This is a genomic window from Streptomyces sp. NPDC057694, from assembly GCF_042799415.1.
GTDB lineage: Bacteria > Actinomycetota > Actinomycetes > Streptomycetales > Streptomycetaceae > Streptomyces.
This window is the reverse complement of sequence record NZ_JBHVIX010000002.1, coordinates 548,057-563,243: the sequence shown is the minus strand read 5'-3', so window position 1 is coordinate 563,243 and position 15,187 is coordinate 548,057. Positions and strand designations below refer to the sequence as shown.

Here is a 15,187-nt window from a genome sequence, read left to right as displayed (position 1 = left end):
TTCCGCGACTACGCGATGACCTCGGCCAGCGCCGTCAGGAGCCGGTCGACGTCCCCCTCGTCGGTGTACGGCGCCAGGCCCACGCGGATGCCGCCCCGATCGCCGAGCCCGAGCCGCTGCGCCGCCGCCAATGCGTAGAACGAACCGGCGGGCGCGTCCACCCCGCGGTCGGCCAGCTCACGCGAGACGTCGGCGGGCTCCCGGCCGTCGACGGTGAACAGCAGCGTCGGCGTGCGGTGCGCGGCCCGCGAGTGCACCGTGACACCCGGCAGCGCGGCGAGCCCGTCCTCGAGACGGGTGCGCAGCGTGTGCTCGTGGACCTCCAGCGCGGCGAAGGAGGCGACGATCCGCTCCCTGCGGCTGCCCCGCGCCAGCGGGTCGAGCCCCGCGAGCAGGTCCACCGCGGCCCGCGTGCCCGCCAGCAACTCGAAGGGCAGCGTGCCCAGTTCGAAACGTTCCGGCACCGCGTCGCTGGAGGGCAGCAGCTTGTCCGGGCGCAGCGACTCCAGCAGGTCGGCCCGGCCGGTGAGGACCCCCAGGTGCGGGCCGAGGAACTTGTACGGCGAGCAGACCAGGGTGTCCGCGCCGAGCGCCGCGACATCGACCGCGCCATGAGCGGCGTGGTGCACCGCGTCCACGTGCAGCAGCGCACCCACGCCGTGCACGAGGGCGGCGACGGCGGGCAGGTCGGGGCGGGTGCCGATCAGGTTCGACGCCGCGGTCACCGCGACCAGCCGGGTCCGCGGGGACAGCTCCGCCTCGATGTGCTCGGGCCGCAGCTCGCCCGTGGCCGGATCGAAGTCGGCCCACCGCACCCGCGCGCCCACGGCCTCGGCCGCCTGCGCCCAGGGCCGGATGTTGGAGTCGTGGTCGAGCCGCGTCACCACCACCTCGTCGCCCGGCTGCCAGGTCTTGGCCAGCATGCGGGACAGGTCGTAGGCGAGCTGGGTGGAGCTGCGGCCGAACACGACCGTCCCTGGCGCGGTGGCCAGCAGGTCCCCGAGCGCCGCCCGCGCCTCGACCACGATCCGGTCGGCGTTGCGCTCGGCCTCCGTGCTCCGGCCGCGGTTCGCCAGCGGCGCGCTGAGCGCCGCCGCGATCGCGTCCACGACCGGCTGGGGGGTCTGTGTCCCGCCCGGTGCGTCGAACCGGGCCGAACCGGACTTCAGGGCGGGTATCAGCGCGCGCAGCGCGGCTACGTCGAAGGGCATGCGGGTCTCCAGAGGGGGCGCGGGCGGGCAGGGGCGCGGGACGGCGGTCAGCCGACGCGGTCCTTGGCGCGCGGCGGCATGTACGTCGTCCGGCTGGGTCGTACCCCGAGACGCACCTGCGACTCCAGCCACATGACGGCGGCGCCCGTCGGATCCACGACCGGCACGAACGTACCGTCCTTCGCCAGCCGCTCCTGAAGGGCCGCGGCCACCCCCAGCATGCCGGTGCAGCCGAGCACGACGACATCGGCCTCCCGCGCGGCCACCGCCGCCCGGGCCTGCTCGGCGAGACCGTCGAGCAGCCGCTCGCCGGGGTCCAGGTCGAGGACCGGGATGTCGACGACGCGGATCGACCCGACGCGCTCGGTCAGGCCGTAGCGCCGCACCAGGCCGTGCAGCATCGGCAGCACGTTCGGCAGCACCGTGATCACGCCGGTGCGCTCGCCGAGAGCGAGCGAGGTGAGCACGGCCGGCTCGAACCCGCCGACCACCGGGATGTCGACGATCTCCCGTGCCGCGTGCACACCGGGATCGCCGAAGCAGCTGACGAAGACGGCGTCGGCACCGTCCCGCTCCGCGTCGCGGACGGCGTCGAGGATGCCGGGACCGGCCAGCGCCTCGTCGTACTCGGACTCGATGGACGCCGTGCCGCGCGCGATGCGGCGCACGTCGATCTCGGTGCCGGGCGCCGCCCAGGCGGCGACCTCCCGGCGGACTTCCTCGGTGAACGCGTCGGTGATGACGGGCAGCACGACCGTGAGCTTCACAGCACCTCCAGGGGTGGCAAGGACGTGCGCACACCCTCGACCGCCCCGGCCGGCCGCCACAACGTGCACCCTGCACAGCCCGGCCCGTCGACCAGGGCGGCCCGCACCGTCCCCGCGCCTCACCCGGCACATGGCCGGTTCCGTATCTGTGCACAGTGCACTCCCACACCCAGAGGACCGTGCCATCTGCACGGTGACCCGCCCGGCGCCGCGGCCTAGCCTCGCCCCACCGCACATCGAGCCGGCCGTTCGCCCCCTGTCCCCGCCAGCCCCTCTGGAGTCCCCATGGCGTCCACCTCAGGACACGACGACCACGCGCTGAGCCGTGTCCCCCCGACGGCCCGCTTCCACTGGTTCTCGGTTGCCACCCAGCGTTTCGGCCAGCTCTCCACCCTGGCCAGCTTCCTCATCGGCGCCACCCTCGGCTTCGGCATGACCTTCTGGAACGCCGTCCTCGCCATCACGCTCGGCGCGGTCATCCTGGAGGTCATGACGATCTTCACCGGGATCGCGGGCCAGCGCGAGGGCCTGTCCACGTCGCTGCTCGCCCGCTGGACGGGCTTCGGCGCGAACGGCGCGGCGCTGATCGGCCTGGCCATCAGCATCAGCGCGGTGGGCTGGTTCGGCATCCAGAACGCCGTCTCCGCCGACGGCCTCGTCGACCTCGTCGGCGTCCTGCCCGCCTGGGGCTGGGCGCTGGTCGTCGGCCTGATCATCACCGCGGTCGTCGTCTACGGCGTCGGCTCGATGGCCTGGGCCGCGTACATCACCGTCCCCGCGTTCCTCGTGCTGGCCGGCTGGTCGATCGCCGTCGAGCTGTCCAAGCACGACCTGGGCGCCCTCACCTCGGCCCAGCCCGCCGGCCCGCCGCTGTCCCTGCTCCAGGGCACCACGCTCGTCGCCGGCGGGTTCATCGTCGGCGCGGTCATCACCCCCGACATGAGCCGCTTCAACCGCACCGGCAAGGACGTCGTCAAGCAGACCGTCCTCGGCATCACCGTCGGCGAGTACGTCATCGGCCTCATCGGCGTCCTCCTCGCCCTGGCCCTGCGCACCAACGACGTCATCGCCATCGTCACGTCCACGTCCGGCTTCCTGGGCACCCTCGTCATCGTGGCCGCCACGATCAAGGTGAACGACTGGAACCTGTACGCCGCCTCGCTCGGCATCGTCACCTTCGCCGACCGCACCTTCGGCCGCCGCCTCAACCGGGCCGCCGTCACCGTCGTCGTCGGCGTCATCGGCTCCGTCCTCGGCGCCATGGGAGTCCTCGACAGCTTCAGCGGCTTCCTCAACCTGCTGGGCGTGCTGTTCCCGCCGATCGCCGGAATCATGGTCGCCGAGTACTTCGTGACCCGGACCTGGCGCCCCGCGCTCGACGCCACCCGCCGCTCCGGCACGCTGCCCGCCGACGCACCCGCCTGGGTGCCCGCCGCCCTCGTCGTGTGGGCGGCCGCCGCCGTCGTGGGGAAGTACGTCCACTGGGGCCTGCCCTCCATCAACTCCATCGTCGTCGCCCTCGTGCTCTACCTCGCGGCGGCCCGCCTCGGCCTGGTGCGCGGGGTGGGCACCGTGCCCACCGACCAGGACGCCCCGGCGGACACCCCCGTCACCGCCGACGCCCGCGCCGCCGAACAGCCCTCCGTCTGACCCCGGGCGCCCCGGCGCCAGGACCCGCAAGAGAAAGGACCCCGCCATGCTCCGACTGGGCATCGACGTGGGCGGCACCAACACGGACGCCGTCCTGATCGACGGCGACCGGGTGCTGGGCGCCGTGAAGGCGTCCACCACCGCCGACGTCACCGGCGGCATCGTCACCGCACTGCGCGACCTGCGCGCGGCGACCGGTTTCGACCCGGCCGCCGTGCACGCGGTGATGATCGGCACCACCCACTTCATCAACGCGCTCGTCGAGGGAGAACGGCTCGCCCCGACCGCCGCCATCCGCTTCGGGCTTCCCGCCACCCGCGCGCTGCCCCCGCTGGTCGCCTGGCCCGAACGCCTTGTCGCCGCCATCGGCGGGCACGGCTACCTGTGCCACGGCGGCCACGAGTACGACGGCAGCCCCATCGCCGACTTCGACGAGGCCGAGTTCCGCGAGGTGCTGGACCGGGCCGTCGCCGCGGGCGCCGCCTCGTTCGCCCTGTCCTCGGTGTTCTCGCCGGTCAACGCCGAGTTCGAGACCCGCGCCGCCGAGATCATCGCCGAACAGCTGCCCGGCGCCCCGGTCAGCCTCTCCCACGAGATCGGCCGGATGGGCCTGCTCGGCCGGGAGAACGCCACCGTCGTCAACGCCGCCCTGCGCGGCCTCGCCGACCAGGTCGCCACCGGACTGACCCGCACCGTCGCCGACGCGGGCATCAGCGCCCCGGTGTTCCTCAGCCAGAACGACGGCACCCTCATGGACGTCGACTACGCCCGCCGCTACCCGGTGGCCACCTTCGCCTCCGGCCCCACCAACTCGATGCGCGGCGCCGCGTTCCTGTCGAAGCTGCCGTCCTGCGCCGTCGTCGACATCGGCGGCACCACCAGCGACGTCGGCATCCTCCAGAACGGCTTCCCCCGCGAGGCCTCCACCGACGTGGCCGTCGCGGGCGTGCAGACCAACTTCCGGATGCCCGACGTGCTCTCCGTCGGCATCGGCGGCGGCAGCCACGTCGTGCACGGCGCGTCCGGCATCGCCGTCGGCCCGGCCAGCGTCGGCTACCGGCTCGGCCAGGAGGCCCTCGTCTTCGGCGGCACCCGGCTGACCGCCACCGACATCGCCGTCGCCGGCAAGCGCGCCGAGGTCGGCGACCCCTCACTCGTCGCCCACCTCGACAAGGCCGTCGTCGACGCGGCGCTGCGCGAGATCGACGACCGCCTCGCCGAGGTCGTCGACCGGATGCGGGCCTCCGCCGAACCCGTCCCCGTCGTCGCCGTCGGCGGCGGCAGCATCCTCGTACCCGACAACCTCGAAGGCGCCTCCAGCGTCGTGCGCCCCGACCACTTCGCCGTCGCCAACGCCATCGGCGCGGCGATCGCCCAGGTCGGCGGCGAGGTCGACCGGGTCTACTCGGTCGTCCCGCAGGCCCGTGACACCGTCCTCGACGAGGCCCGCCAGGAGGCCGTCGAGCGCGCCGTCGCCGCCGGCGCCCGCCCCGGGTCCGTCGAGATCGTCGACATCGAGGAAGTACCACTGGCCTACCTCCCGGGCAACGCGACCCGGATCCGCGTCAAGGCCGTCGGAGAGCTGAGCCTGGGAGGCCACGATGCGTGAGATCACCGCCGACAACCTGCCCGATCTGGCGCGCGGCGCCGCCGTCCTCGGCACCGGCGGAGGCGGCGACCCCTTCGTCGGCCGCCTCCTGGCCGAGCAGGCGCTCAAGCAGCACGGGCCCGTCACCCTCCTCGACGTCGACGAGATCGACGACGACGCCGTGGTGATCCCCACCGCGTTCATGGGCGCCCCCACCGTCATGCTGGAGAAGCTGCCCTCCGGCGACGAGATCCTCGGCGCGCTGCGCGCCCTGGAGGACCTCCTCGGCAAGCGCGCCACCCACACCGTCTCCATCGAGGCGGGCGGGCTGAACTCGATGTCCCCGTTCGTCGCCGCCGCCGAGGCCGGGGTACCGCTCATCGACGCCGACGGCATGGGCAGGGCCTTCCCCGAACTCCAGATGCTGCTGCCCACCCTCGCCGGCATATCGGCCTCCCCGATGGCCCTCGCCGACGAACGCGGCAACTCCGTGGCGCTGCGCACCGACGGCAACGCCTGGGCCGAGCGGCTGGCCCGCGCCGCCACCGTCGAGATGGGGTGCAGCGCCGCCGTCAGCCTCTACGCCCTGACCGGCCGCCAGGCCAAGGACCACCTGGTCCCCGGCACGCTCACCCTGTGCGAGCGCGTCGGCCGCGCCATCCGCGAGGCCCGCGAGGGCCACGACGACCCGGTCGCCGCCGCGGCCGCCACCCTCGGCGGACGCCTGGTCTTCACCGGCAAGGTCGCCGACGTGCAGCGCACCACCACCGGCGGCTTCGCCCGCGGCACCGCCCGCCTCGCCGGACTCGCCCAGGACAGCGGATCCACCCTGGAGCTGTCCTTCCAGAACGAGAACCTGGTCGCCACGCACGACGGGAACGTCGTGGTCAGCGTGCCCGACCTGATCTGCGTCCTGGACACCGACTCCGGCGAACCGGTCACCACCGAGACGCTCCGCTACGGCCTGCGGGTCAGCGTCCTCGGCGTGCCCTGCGACCCGCGCTGGCGCACCCCCGAGGGCCTGGCCCTTGCCGGACCCGGCTACTTCGGCTACGACCACACCTACGTGCCGCTTCCCGCCGCCGAAGTGTGATGATCGAAGCGTGACCACCCCGCCGCCCGCCCCCACCGCACAGCTCACGGCCGGGCTGCTGCCCGCCCTGGCCGTGGGCGCCCAGCTCCTGGGATCGGGCGGCGGCGGAGAGGTGGCCACCGGCGCGCTGCTGCTGCGCCGCGAACTCGACCGGGCGCCCGTCACACTGACCCCCGCCGCCGCCCTGCCGCCGGACACCCTCGTGGTGCACGTCGGCCAGGGCGGCGCGCCCGACGTCCTCGCCGAGCGCCTCGCCGACCCCGACGACTTCGTCCGCGCCGTCCGTACCGTCACCGAGCTGACAGGACGCGCGGCCGGAGCGATCGGCGTCATCGAGGTGGGCGGCCTGAACACACTGATCGCGGGCGTCGCCGCGGCCCGCCTCGGGCTGCCGCTCGTCGACGGCGACCTCATGGGCCGCGCCTTCCCGCGCATCGACCAGACGGTCGCCGCCCTGCACGGACTGCCCACCCAGCCCCTCGCCCTCGTCGGCCCCGGCGGCGACACCGTCGTCGTCCGGGACTGCGCGCCCCGCCGCGTCGAACCCCTCCTGCGCGCCAACGTCCTCGCCCTCGGCGGAGCCGCCGCCGTCGCCCTGCACCCGCTGCCCGCCGCGACCCTCGCCCGGATCGGTGTACGGGGATCGGTGAGCGCCTGCCTCCGCCTCGGCGAGCGCTTCCTGGCCGCCGCGGGCGACCACCGCACCACCCCCGAGGACCTCGCCGCCGCCCTCGACGCCGAACTGCTCGCGGTCGGCCGCACCGAGGAGATCGTCCCGCGCCAGGACCTGACTCCCGGCTGGGCCACCCTCACCGACCGGCGCACCGGCGCCGTCGTCCGCGTCGACCTCCTCGACGAATACCTGGCCGTCACCGTCGACGGCGTCACCCGCGCCGCCTGCCCGCGCATCGTCACCGCCGTCGACCCCAGCGGCCGCCGTCCGCTGCGCGCCGACCAGATCCGCACCGGCCAGCACCTCGTCCTGCTCGCCCTGCCCGCCCTGTACGACTGGCCCGCCGAGGCCGCCGCCCTGGTCGGCCCCGCAGCCTTCGGCCTCGACCTGGCCCCCGCACCGCGGCGCACCGCGCCGCCCGGCTGGGGCCGCCGCGGCGAGGGGAGCACGGCATGAGCGCGGCTCCCACCGTCGCGGACCTGCTCGCCGACCCGCTGCTGCGCACCGCCCGCACCCTGGCCGGACACGCCGGCCTCGACCGGCCCGTCACCGACGTCATCGCCTACCAGGGCGCCCTCGACGCGATCGCCGGGCACATCGTGGTCTGCGACGCCCGCGACGCCACCCCCGCCTACCGGCTCGACGCGCTGGTGCGCCGCGCCCAGGAAGCGGGCGCCGCCGCGCTCTGCGTCACCGTGGCCGACACCGACCGGCCGCCGCTGTCGGCCGTCCGTCTCGCCGACCGGCTGCGCATCCCCGTGCTGTGGGTGCCGACCGACGACCCGTTCCGCCTCGCCCTCGACCTGACCCTGCGGGTACGCGCGCCCGAGGTGGCCAGGGCCCGCACCGTGGAGACCCTGGTGCGCCGCCTCGCCCACCACACCGAGGGCCCGGACCTGATCGTCGCGGCCCGCTCCGTGCTCACCGCCGACATCAGCCTCGTCACTCCCGATGGCGCGGCGATCCTCGGCGACCCGGTGCCCCCCGACACGCTGCGCCCCGACCTTGCCGTCCCGCAGCGCACCGCCCGGCTCCTCGCCCACCCCGTGCACGCCGACCCGCCCGCCGGGCACCGGCCGGGCGGCGCCGCACCGGTCCCCGCCTGGCTGCTGTGCCCCGTGGACGGTGTCGACGACAGCCGCGCCGAGACCATCGCCCTCGGCCTCGCGCTGCTCGAACCCTTCATCCGGTCCTGGCTCGCGGGCGCCCGCACCCGCGCCGACCACGACCGGGCCGCCCGCCGACGGCTGCTCACCGACGTCGTCACCGGCCGCTCCAGCGTCAGCCGGGAAACCGTCGAACGCGCCGTCGCCCTCGGCTGGCGCCTGGAGGACTGGCACCTGGGCCTGTTCGTCCGCGCCGAGCACACCCCGTCGGGCGACGGCCCCGACACTTTCGTGACGGCGCTGGTCGCGGCACTCGCCCGGCACGGCCTCACCGTCCAGGCCGTGGCCGAGGACGACGCCGCCTGGGACCTGTGGGCCAGCAGCACACGGCGGCCCGCCACCGACGACCCCCGCCGACTGCTGCGCGACGTGCGCAGGGCCCTGGCCGAACTGCCCGTGCGGCGGCGCCTCGTCGCCGGCATCGGCCGCCCCCACCAGGGCCCGGGCGGCCTCGCGGACACCCTGACCGAGGCCCGCAACGCCGCGCGCCTCGCGGCCGCGCGCGAGTTCCGCCCCGCCGTGGAGCACACGGACGAACTCGGCGTGGGCCAGCTGCTGGCCGCCTGGCAGCAGTCCGACATCACCCGCGCCTTCGCCGAGACGGCGCTCGCCCCGCTGCGCGACCCCGAGCACGCCCACCTGCTGACGACGCTGCGGGTCTTCCTGGAGAGCGGCGGTTCGGCCGCCGCCACGGCCCGCGCCCTCGGCCTGCACCGCAACACCGTCGCCGCCCGGCTGCACCAGGTCCGCGAGCGCCTCGGCATCGATCTCGACGACCCGAGCTACCGACTGGCCCTGCAGATGGCCTGCCGGGCCCTGACCGGCACCTGACCGATCCCGGGCCGCCGGGCTGCGTACGCTGGCAGACATGCGGATCAGACCTACGCTGAACTGGGAGCCCACCGGCGATCTGCCCGCGCCCACGACCGACCTGTCGGCCGTCGTCGGCGCCGTACGGGCGGGCGGCGTCGTGGTGCTGAGCGGTGCGGGCCTCTCGACCGAGTCGGGCATCCCGGACTACCGCGGCGAGCACGGCTCCCTGCGCCGGCACACCCCGATGACGTACCAGGACTTCCTCGGCAGCGAGGAGGGCCGCCGGCGGTACTGGGCCCGCAGCCAGCTCGGCTGGCGCGCCATGACCCGGGCCGACCCGAACGCCGGGCACCGGGCGGTCACCGCGCTGACCCGCGCCGGCCTGGTCACGGGCGTCATCACGCAGAACGTCGACGGACTCCAGCAGGCCGCCGGCGCGCGGCACGTCATCGAGCTGCACGGAAGCCTGAGCCGGGTGGTGTGCCTGCGCTGCGGACGCACCAGCACCCGCGCGGACCTCGACCGGCGGCTGCGTGCGGCCAACCCGGGATTCGAGGCGGTCGCCGAGCGGCACCGGGCCGCGCGCGTCAATCCGGACGGCGACGTGGAACTGCCCGAGGACGCCGTGAGCGCGTTCCGCCTGGTGCCGTGCGCGGACTGCGGCACCGGAGTCCTCAAGCCCGACGTGGTCTTCTTCGGGGAGAACGTGCCGCCCGAGCGCGTGGCGCGGTGCCGGGACCTGGTCGACGGCGCCAGCACGCTGCTGGTGCTCGGCTCGTCACTGACGGTCATGTCCGGGCTGCGCTTCGTCCGTCGCGCGGCCGACGCCGGCATCCCGGTCCTGGTCGTCAACCAGGGCCCGACCCGAGGCGACCGGTGGGCCGCCGGCCGGGTCGAACTGCCGCTCGGCGAGGCACTGTCCACCGTGGTGGCCGAGGTCGCCGCCTGAGCGGGGCCGGTCAGGCGCCGGGGAGGAAGAGGCAGAACAGATGGCCGTGCGGGTCGCGCATGACCCGTACGTCCGGCTGGGGCTGATGGTCCTCGACCGTCGCTCCCAGCGCGCGGGCCCGCTCGGTCTCCGCGGCCAGGTCGTCGACCTGGATGTCGAGATGGGCCTGCATCTGCTGGGTCCCCGCCCGCGGGGGCCAGGCCGGCGGTGTGTGGTCGGGCTCCCACAGGAAGCTGAGCCCGGGGCGTTCGTGCTCCGGAGCGCGCAGCCGGACCCACCGCGGTTCGCGGTCCACCTCCACCCAGCCCAGCAGGGCGCGGTAGAAGTCGGCCAGCGCGGGCGGATCGGGCGTACCGAGGACAAAGGCACCGAGGGTCGTCGTCATGAGCCCATGCTGTCAATGACGGACGTGTGTGGCGGGCTGCTGGGGCTGTTCGGGTTCCTGGAGTTCGGCCAGCAGTGCGCTCTGGCCGGCGAGGAGTTCGGTGAGGATGCGGCGTGCCGCGCGCAGGAGTTCGGCGACGTCGCCACCGGCGAGGGCGTAGTTGACGGTCGCGCCCTCGCGTGTGGAGACGACGATGCCGGAACGGCGCAGGACGCCGAGCTGCTGTGAGAGGTTCGAGGGTTCGACGTCGATGTCGAGCAGCAGGTCGCGTACCGATACCGGTCCGTTCTGAAGCAGCTCCAGGACGCGGATGCGGACCGGGTGGCCGAGCATGCGGAAGAACTCTGCTTTGACCTGGTAGAGGGGCGCCTGCACGGGATCGCTCACTTCCCTGGCTCGGAGGTCGGATGCGGGGTGGGGAGACGGCGAGCGGCGGCCACGCCCGCCGCCGCCCGCTGTGCCGTCCCATCCTTCCCGGCCGGGGGCCGTGGGATCCGAGAGTTCGACGGATGCGGAGATGGAGACTTGAAGAAGTCTTCAAGTGGTGAGCAAAGAAAAAACGCCGGGGCTCAGACTTCCAACTGCTCCTCGGCACGCTTGAGGTGATGCCGTGCCATGGCGAGGTTCGACCGGCCCTTGTCGATGACGAGATAGATGAACAGGCCGTTCCCCGTCCGGCCCGAGACGGGGCGGAGCAGGTGGTACTGGGTGCCGAGGGTGATCAGTATGTCCTCGATCTCGCCCTCGAGGCCGAGCGTTTCCATGGTGCGCATCTTGGCGCGGATCACATCGGTGTTGCCGGCTGCCGCGACGGTCAGGTCGAGTTCCTTTCCACCGCCCAGGGTGCCCAGCGCCATGCCGCTCGTGTAGTCGACGACAGCGGCGCCGAGCGCGCCCTCGACCTCCGTCAGCAGGGTCTTGAGGGACACTTCCACATTGGTCACGGGTTCTCCTCCACGAGGTGCGAGGGCCGGTTCTCCAGCCCTCGCAGGAACCCTAGACAGCTGTCGGCAACTCGGGATGGCATATGCCCAAAACGATTGCCCGAGACTGAATCAATGTGTTCTCGCGTGCTCTTCGGTCCGAATTTGATCATTCAAATTGATCAAAGGGTGATCTCGATACCGATGTTGGGCTTCTTGCTCACCCGGAAGATCTTGAGGAATCCGTTCCCGATCCGCGAGGTGACGTACTTCTTCCCGAGCAGCTTCTGGGCGTCGGCGGTGCCCGCCTCGTCCAGCAGGCGCGCGGTGCCGGACAGGACGGCGGCATCGGGGGCGGTGCGTCCGCGCACGGTGCAGACGGCCACCGTCACGGAGCTGTTGTTGCGGATCCGTTTGACCTTCCACGAGTCCGCGGGCGTCACGACGAGCACCGTGCCGTCGTCCCGTGGCACCTGCCACACGGGGGTCGCCACCGGGGTGCCGTCTTTCCGGAAGGTGGTCAGGCTGATGTATGTGGCGCGGCGGACCGCGTCGATGTCGGACATGCGGGGGAGTCTAACGACGCCCGCCACGCCCGCGACGCGCGCCTGTTCGCCGTGTACGCCCTCTGGCGGCGGGGAAGTTGAACCGGGAACAATGGGGGTGCCGGCTCCGCCGTCCCATCCCCGTGACGGCGGAGTCCGGTCTGTCGGCACACGCCCTACGGGCGGCGGTCCGGCTTCCCGGCGCCGCTGCTCCGGACGAAGTCGCGGACGGTGTCGGCGAAGAGATCGGGTTCCTCCAGGTGGCCGAAGTGTCCGCTGTTCTCCAGCGTCAGCAGCCGGGAACCGGGGATCAGTTCGTGCAGTTCGCGGCCCCAGCGCGGGCCGCAGATCACGTCGTGCAGGCCCACGACGACCAGGGTGGGCACATCAAGTCCCTTGAGCGCGGCACGGTCATCGATGACATCGGGGGTGAGGTCCTCGTCCAGACCGGAGATGTACGTGGCCCGGATCGCGTCCCGGAACGGGGCCAGCCGTTCCTCGTCGGCCCAGTAGTCGGCGAAGTACGACGGCAGCACGCCGCGGGCCACGGCCACGGTCTCCTCGTCGTCGGAGATGCGGGACATGGCGCCGAACGAGGCCAGCACCGCGGGCAGTCCGGGGTGTGCGGAGTGCTTCGCGGCCCACGCCTCCACCATGCGGCCCGCCTCGGCCCCGTGTTCGGGCCCGGTGACGGGCGCGCCCTCGTACAGCACCACGCCCGCGAGTCGTTCGGGGCGGTGCAGCGCGTGGTGGGCGGCCACGAACGCGCCGTGCGAATGTCCGAGCAGGTGCACCTCCGGCACATCCAGTCGGCTGATGAGCACGTCGAGGAAGCTGCTGTACCGCTCCCGGGTGTAGCCGTGCGGGTGTGAGGGCAGCCGGCTGTCCTCGGCGGTGCCGATGGGTTCCACGTACACCATCGTCAGGTGCTCCTCCAGCGCGGGCATGCGCAGGTACTCCCAGGCGATGCCGGGTCCGCCGGAGTGGACCACGCACACCGGCCCCGTGCCGTGCACGTGGTACCGCTGGACGATGCCGGCCAGTTGATAGGCGTGGGTGCCGGGGGAGAGCGGGCTGGTGCCCTGTGTGTGCGATGCGGTCATCGAAAGGCTCCTGATGGGGCGGGGTCTGACGGGGAAGGGCGGGAACGCGGGCGGGAGTGCGCGAGTATGTGTGGCAGCCCTCCTCGCCCTTCACCACGAGAACGGGCGCGGACGGCACATGGGTTCACGCAAAGTGTGAGTGCCGGCCGGCAAGCGCTGCCCGCCGCCGGCACATGTGTCATGCTGCCCGGAGCGGCCCCGCGAAGGACTTGCGCAGGGACGCGGGCGCCGCGAGCGGCAGCAGCGAGGCGAGCACCTTGCCCTTGAACGTGCCGGGTGTGCGGGTCAGTTCGACGTCGACCCGGGTGCCGGCGCCTTCCGGAGTCATCCGGAAGACCCAGCCGCCCCCGGCACCGAACAGCTTCGAGTCGAGGGTGGTGATGGTGACCGTGTCCCCACCGGGCTGCCACTCGTAGCGCGCCCGCTCCCATGCGGCGGCGGTGCCTTCGGTCACCTCGGCCCAGGTGTCCCCGAGGCCGTGCACCTCGAAGTGGTCGGCGTCGATCGTGGGCCAGGACTCGGCGCGCGAGGGACCGAAGTCCGTCAGCACCGCCAGGACGTCCGACGGGCTGAGCGTGGACACGAGATGAATGCGGACGACCGCCATGGGATTTCCCCTCAACAAAAGTAACTGTTCTGACTGGTGACGAACGTTCGCATGTTCCGGCGTGGCCTGTCAAGGCGGGCGGGGGAGTAGGTGTGAGTGCTCCGGTGAGGGGGAAATCAGTGACGTAACCAGCTTGACGGGTGACGAGAACGTCTGCCACGATTTCATCACCGCCTCAACCGGTGCCCCTGATCGGGTTCCCGGACCACGGCGCCCGAACACCTACCGACCCGGATGGGGAGCACCAGTCATGGCTGTCAGCTACACCGCTGTTGTCGACGTCGACGGAGAGGGCCGCAACGGCGGCCACGTCCGTTCCTCGGACGGACTGCTGGAGACCGGCCTCGCCCTGCCGAAGGAGCTCGGCGGATCAGGCGCCGCGACCAATCCCGAGCAGCTTCTCGCCGCCGGCTGGGCCGCCTGCTTCCTCGGCGCCCTGCGCCGCGCCGCGACGAGCCGCAAGATCCGCCTGACCAGCACCGCCATCACCGCCGAGATCACCCTCACACACGGGGACGACGGCGAGTTCTCCCTCTCCGCGGTGCTGACGCCGGTCCTCGGAGGCGTCGACGGGAGCACCGCGCAGGCGCTCGCCGACGCCGCCCACCAGATCTGCCCGTACTCCAAGGCCCTGCGCGGAAACATCCCGGTCGTCATCGACGCCCGCGCCGCCGCCTGACCTCCTCACCCCCCAGACCGCGGGTCCCGTGCCCCTTCCCCCGGCACGGGGCCCGCACCCCTCGACCGCAGAGAGACGGCACACGCCATGGCTTCTGTTACGCACACCGGCACCCGGATCCTCGAACAGCGCCGTGCCGTCGCCGACCGCTCGCCGGCCCCCGCCGTCGACACCACGACCCTCGCCGGTGCCCCCGGCGTGAACCACGACTGGCCCGACGCCACACAAGTCTGGAACTGGTCCGCGACGGCGGTCATGGGCGGGTACGGCCCGTCGGCCTCGGCCTTCGTCTGACACCTGGCCGGGTCTCACCGCAGAAGAGGCGGCACCACGCCCGCCGGAGAAGGAGCGCCGCTGATGACCACCGCACACGACCTCACGTTGGTCGCCCTGGGCACGCCGCACGAGCAGTACGCGGAACCGGGCGGCCTGTCCCTCGCGCTCGCGGGCGCCGAGGCGATCGACCTCCTCGGGAGCGGAGCGCTGGCCCTGGACGGCGACCGCATGGTGCCCGGCCCGCAACGACCCGAGGGAGAAACCCTGTTGGACCGCGCGGCCGCGGCGCTCGTCCGCCGGGAACCGTACGAAACGGTGGAGCACTGGCTCTGGCGGCGCGGCCCCGGACTCGCCGCCGCCTACGTGGACGAGCTGGAGCGGTCCGCACTGCTCGCCCGCCCGCGGCCGAAGCGGCACGGGTTCTGGCCGAAGCCGGCGCGCACGGACTGGGCCGACAGTCCGGCACGGCGCGACGCGGAGGCGCGCGTCGCGTCCTGCGAGCCCGTACTGGTCGGCCTGTTGGCAGCCACGAACCGTCAGGACACGTCGGCGTGGAACCGGGAGGACGGCCAGGCCGACGACGCGGTCACCACCGTGCTCGCCGCCGTGGGCGAGGCGGTGACACAACTGGAGGCCGCACGACTGCGCCGCGCCATCGAGAACGACGCGTTCGACAACATATGGCGCGCCTAGAGATGTGAGGCGCCGACTCGGGCCCCCGCGCACATCTCTCCCGCGGCGGGCCGTCGACCAGGTGTC

General features: G+C 73.3%; 17 protein-coding genes. 9 read left to right on the top strand and 8 right to left on the bottom strand.

The features are described from left to right. Window positions 1–8 precede the first annotated feature (8 nt). Window positions 9–1,211 carry a cysteine desulfurase-like protein gene (locus tag ACFVDP_RS09560; protein ID WP_383485909.1) on the bottom strand — a complete coding sequence of 401 codons (1,203 nt, stop codon included), beginning with the start codon at window positions 1,209–1,211 and terminating at the stop codon, window positions 9–11. 47 nt (window positions 1,212–1,258) lie between these two features. Continuing rightward, on the bottom strand, window positions 1,259–1,978 hold the full coding sequence (locus ACFVDP_RS09555; protein WP_383485906.1) for an aspartate/glutamate racemase family protein: 720 nt from the start codon (window positions 1,976–1,978) through the stop codon (window positions 1,259–1,261). Window positions 1,979–2,263: 285 nt separating this feature from the next. Here ACFVDP_RS09555 and ACFVDP_RS09550 point away from each other — a divergent pair, with 285 nt between their 5' ends. The 6 genes from ACFVDP_RS09550 to ACFVDP_RS09525 are packed head-to-tail and all read left to right on the top strand — an operon-like array spanning window position 2,264 to window position 9,910. Continuing rightward, window positions 2,264–3,628, top strand: coding sequence for a purine-cytosine permease family protein (locus tag ACFVDP_RS09550; RefSeq protein WP_383485903.1), 1,365 nt, complete (start codon window positions 2,264–2,266; stop codon window positions 3,626–3,628). Window positions 3,629–3,674: 46 nt separating this feature from the next. Further along, on the top strand, window positions 3,675–5,237 hold the full coding sequence (locus ACFVDP_RS09545; protein ID WP_383485900.1) for a hydantoinase/oxoprolinase N-terminal domain-containing protein: 1,563 nt from the start codon (window positions 3,675–3,677) through the stop codon (window positions 5,235–5,237). Further along, a complete protein-coding gene (locus tag ACFVDP_RS09540) occupies window positions 5,230–6,309 on the top strand; it encodes a DUF917 domain-containing protein (protein WP_383485897.1) in 1,080 nt (359 codons plus the stop codon). The genes ACFVDP_RS09545 and ACFVDP_RS09540 overlap by 8 nt, the downstream gene beginning before the upstream one ends. 10 nt (window positions 6,310–6,319) lie before the next feature. Beyond that, the gene (locus tag ACFVDP_RS09535; protein ID WP_383485894.1) at window positions 6,320–7,438 is read left to right on the top strand and encodes a DUF917 domain-containing protein; all 1,119 of its coding nucleotides are present in this window, start codon (window positions 6,320–6,322) and stop codon (window positions 7,436–7,438) included. After that, complete coding sequence (locus tag ACFVDP_RS09530) at window positions 7,435–8,979, top strand: helix-turn-helix domain-containing protein (RefSeq protein WP_383485891.1); 1,545 nt, start codon at window positions 7,435–7,437, stop codon at window positions 8,977–8,979. Before ACFVDP_RS09535 ends, ACFVDP_RS09530 begins: the two co-directional genes overlap by 4 nt. Window positions 8,980–9,016: 37 nt before the next feature. Further along, window positions 9,017–9,910: an NAD-dependent protein deacetylase gene (locus ACFVDP_RS09525; protein WP_383485888.1), complete on the top strand. Its 894-nt coding sequence runs from the start codon at window positions 9,017–9,019 to the stop codon at window positions 9,908–9,910. A gap of 10 nt (window positions 9,911–9,920) precedes the next feature. On the opposite strand, the gene ACFVDP_RS09520 is transcribed toward ACFVDP_RS09525, so the two are convergent. The 6 genes from ACFVDP_RS09520 to ACFVDP_RS09495 all read right to left on the bottom strand — a co-directional run bounded on the left by ACFVDP_RS09520 (window position 9,921) and on the right by ACFVDP_RS09495 (window position 13,473). Further along, window positions 9,921–10,295, bottom strand: a complete 375-nt coding sequence (locus ACFVDP_RS09520; RefSeq protein ID WP_383485885.1) for a VOC family protein — start codon at window positions 10,293–10,295, stop codon at window positions 9,921–9,923. A gap of 12 nt (window positions 10,296–10,307) precedes the next feature. Then, entirely contained in the window at window positions 10,308–10,670 is a 363-nt protein-coding gene (locus ACFVDP_RS09515) for an ArsR/SmtB family transcription factor (protein WP_383486068.1), read from the bottom strand. 194 nt (window positions 10,671–10,864) lie between these two features. Beyond that, window positions 10,865–11,239, bottom strand: a complete 375-nt coding sequence (locus tag ACFVDP_RS09510; RefSeq protein ID WP_383485882.1) for a hypothetical protein — start codon at window positions 11,237–11,239, stop codon at window positions 10,865–10,867. A gap of 161 nt (window positions 11,240–11,400) precedes the next feature. Then, entirely contained in the window at window positions 11,401–11,784 is a 384-nt protein-coding gene (locus ACFVDP_RS09505; RefSeq protein WP_383485879.1) for a PPOX class F420-dependent oxidoreductase, read from the bottom strand. A gap of 155 nt (window positions 11,785–11,939) precedes the next feature. Continuing rightward, on the bottom strand, window positions 11,940–12,866 hold the full coding sequence (locus ACFVDP_RS09500) for an alpha/beta fold hydrolase (protein WP_383485876.1): 927 nt from the start codon (window positions 12,864–12,866) through the stop codon (window positions 11,940–11,942). Window positions 12,867–13,044: 178 nt separating this feature from the next. Then, window positions 13,045–13,473, bottom strand: a complete 429-nt coding sequence (locus ACFVDP_RS09495) for a hypothetical protein (protein WP_383485873.1) — start codon at window positions 13,471–13,473, stop codon at window positions 13,045–13,047. Between the two features lie 250 nt (window positions 13,474–13,723). Here ACFVDP_RS09495 and ACFVDP_RS09490 point away from each other — a divergent pair, with 250 nt between their 5' ends. From ACFVDP_RS09490 to ACFVDP_RS09480, 3 genes are all read left to right on the top strand, one after another. Then, entirely contained in the window at window positions 13,724–14,152 is a 429-nt protein-coding gene (locus ACFVDP_RS09490) for an Ohr family peroxiredoxin (RefSeq protein ID WP_383485870.1), read from the top strand. An 87-nt stretch (window positions 14,153–14,239) separates the two neighbouring features. After that, on the top strand, window positions 14,240–14,446 hold the full coding sequence (locus tag ACFVDP_RS09485; RefSeq protein WP_383485867.1) for a hypothetical protein: 207 nt from the start codon (window positions 14,240–14,242) through the stop codon (window positions 14,444–14,446). Between the two features lie 63 nt (window positions 14,447–14,509). Beyond that, window positions 14,510–15,121 carry a GPP34 family phosphoprotein gene (locus ACFVDP_RS09480; protein WP_383485865.1) on the top strand — a complete coding sequence of 204 codons (612 nt, stop codon included), beginning with the start codon at window positions 14,510–14,512 and terminating at the stop codon, window positions 15,119–15,121. Window positions 15,122–15,187: the final 66 nt, after the last annotated feature.

What these genes read in the sequence shown, in the direction of transcription:
- ACFVDP_RS09560 (WP_383485909.1), bottom strand. Translation starts at nt 1,211, where the DNA reads ATGCCCTTCGACGTAGCCGCGCTGCGCGCGCTGATACCCGCCCTGAAG.
- ACFVDP_RS09550 (WP_383485903.1), top strand. Translation starts at nt 2,264, where the DNA reads ATGGCGTCCACCTCAGGACACGACGACCACGCGCTGAGCCGTGTCCCC.
- ACFVDP_RS09545 (WP_383485900.1), top strand. Translation starts at nt 3,675, where the DNA reads ATGCTCCGACTGGGCATCGACGTGGGCGGCACCAACACGGACGCCGTC.
- ACFVDP_RS09540 (WP_383485897.1), top strand. Translation starts at nt 5,230, where the DNA reads ATGCGTGAGATCACCGCCGACAACCTGCCCGATCTGGCGCGCGGCGCC.
- ACFVDP_RS09530 (WP_383485891.1), top strand. Translation starts at nt 7,435, where the DNA reads ATGAGCGCGGCTCCCACCGTCGCGGACCTGCTCGCCGACCCGCTGCTG.
- ACFVDP_RS09525 (WP_383485888.1), top strand. Translation starts at nt 9,017, where the DNA reads ATGCGGATCAGACCTACGCTGAACTGGGAGCCCACCGGCGATCTGCCC.
- ACFVDP_RS09520 (WP_383485885.1), bottom strand. Translation starts at nt 10,295, where the DNA reads ATGACGACGACCCTCGGTGCCTTTGTCCTCGGTACGCCCGATCCGCCC.
- ACFVDP_RS09505 (WP_383485879.1), bottom strand. Translation starts at nt 11,784, where the DNA reads ATGTCCGACATCGACGCGGTCCGCCGCGCCACATACATCAGCCTGACC.
- ACFVDP_RS09500 (WP_383485876.1), bottom strand. Translation starts at nt 12,866, where the DNA reads ATGACCGCATCGCACACACAGGGCACCAGCCCGCTCTCCCCCGGCACC.
- ACFVDP_RS09495 (WP_383485873.1), bottom strand. Translation starts at nt 13,473, where the DNA reads ATGGCGGTCGTCCGCATTCATCTCGTGTCCACGCTCAGCCCGTCGGAC.
- ACFVDP_RS09490 (WP_383485870.1), top strand. Translation starts at nt 13,724, where the DNA reads ATGGCTGTCAGCTACACCGCTGTTGTCGACGTCGACGGAGAGGGCCGC.
- ACFVDP_RS09485 (WP_383485867.1), top strand. Translation starts at nt 14,240, where the DNA reads ATGGCTTCTGTTACGCACACCGGCACCCGGATCCTCGAACAGCGCCGT.
- ACFVDP_RS09480 (WP_383485865.1), top strand. Translation starts at nt 14,510, where the DNA reads ATGACCACCGCACACGACCTCACGTTGGTCGCCCTGGGCACGCCGCAC.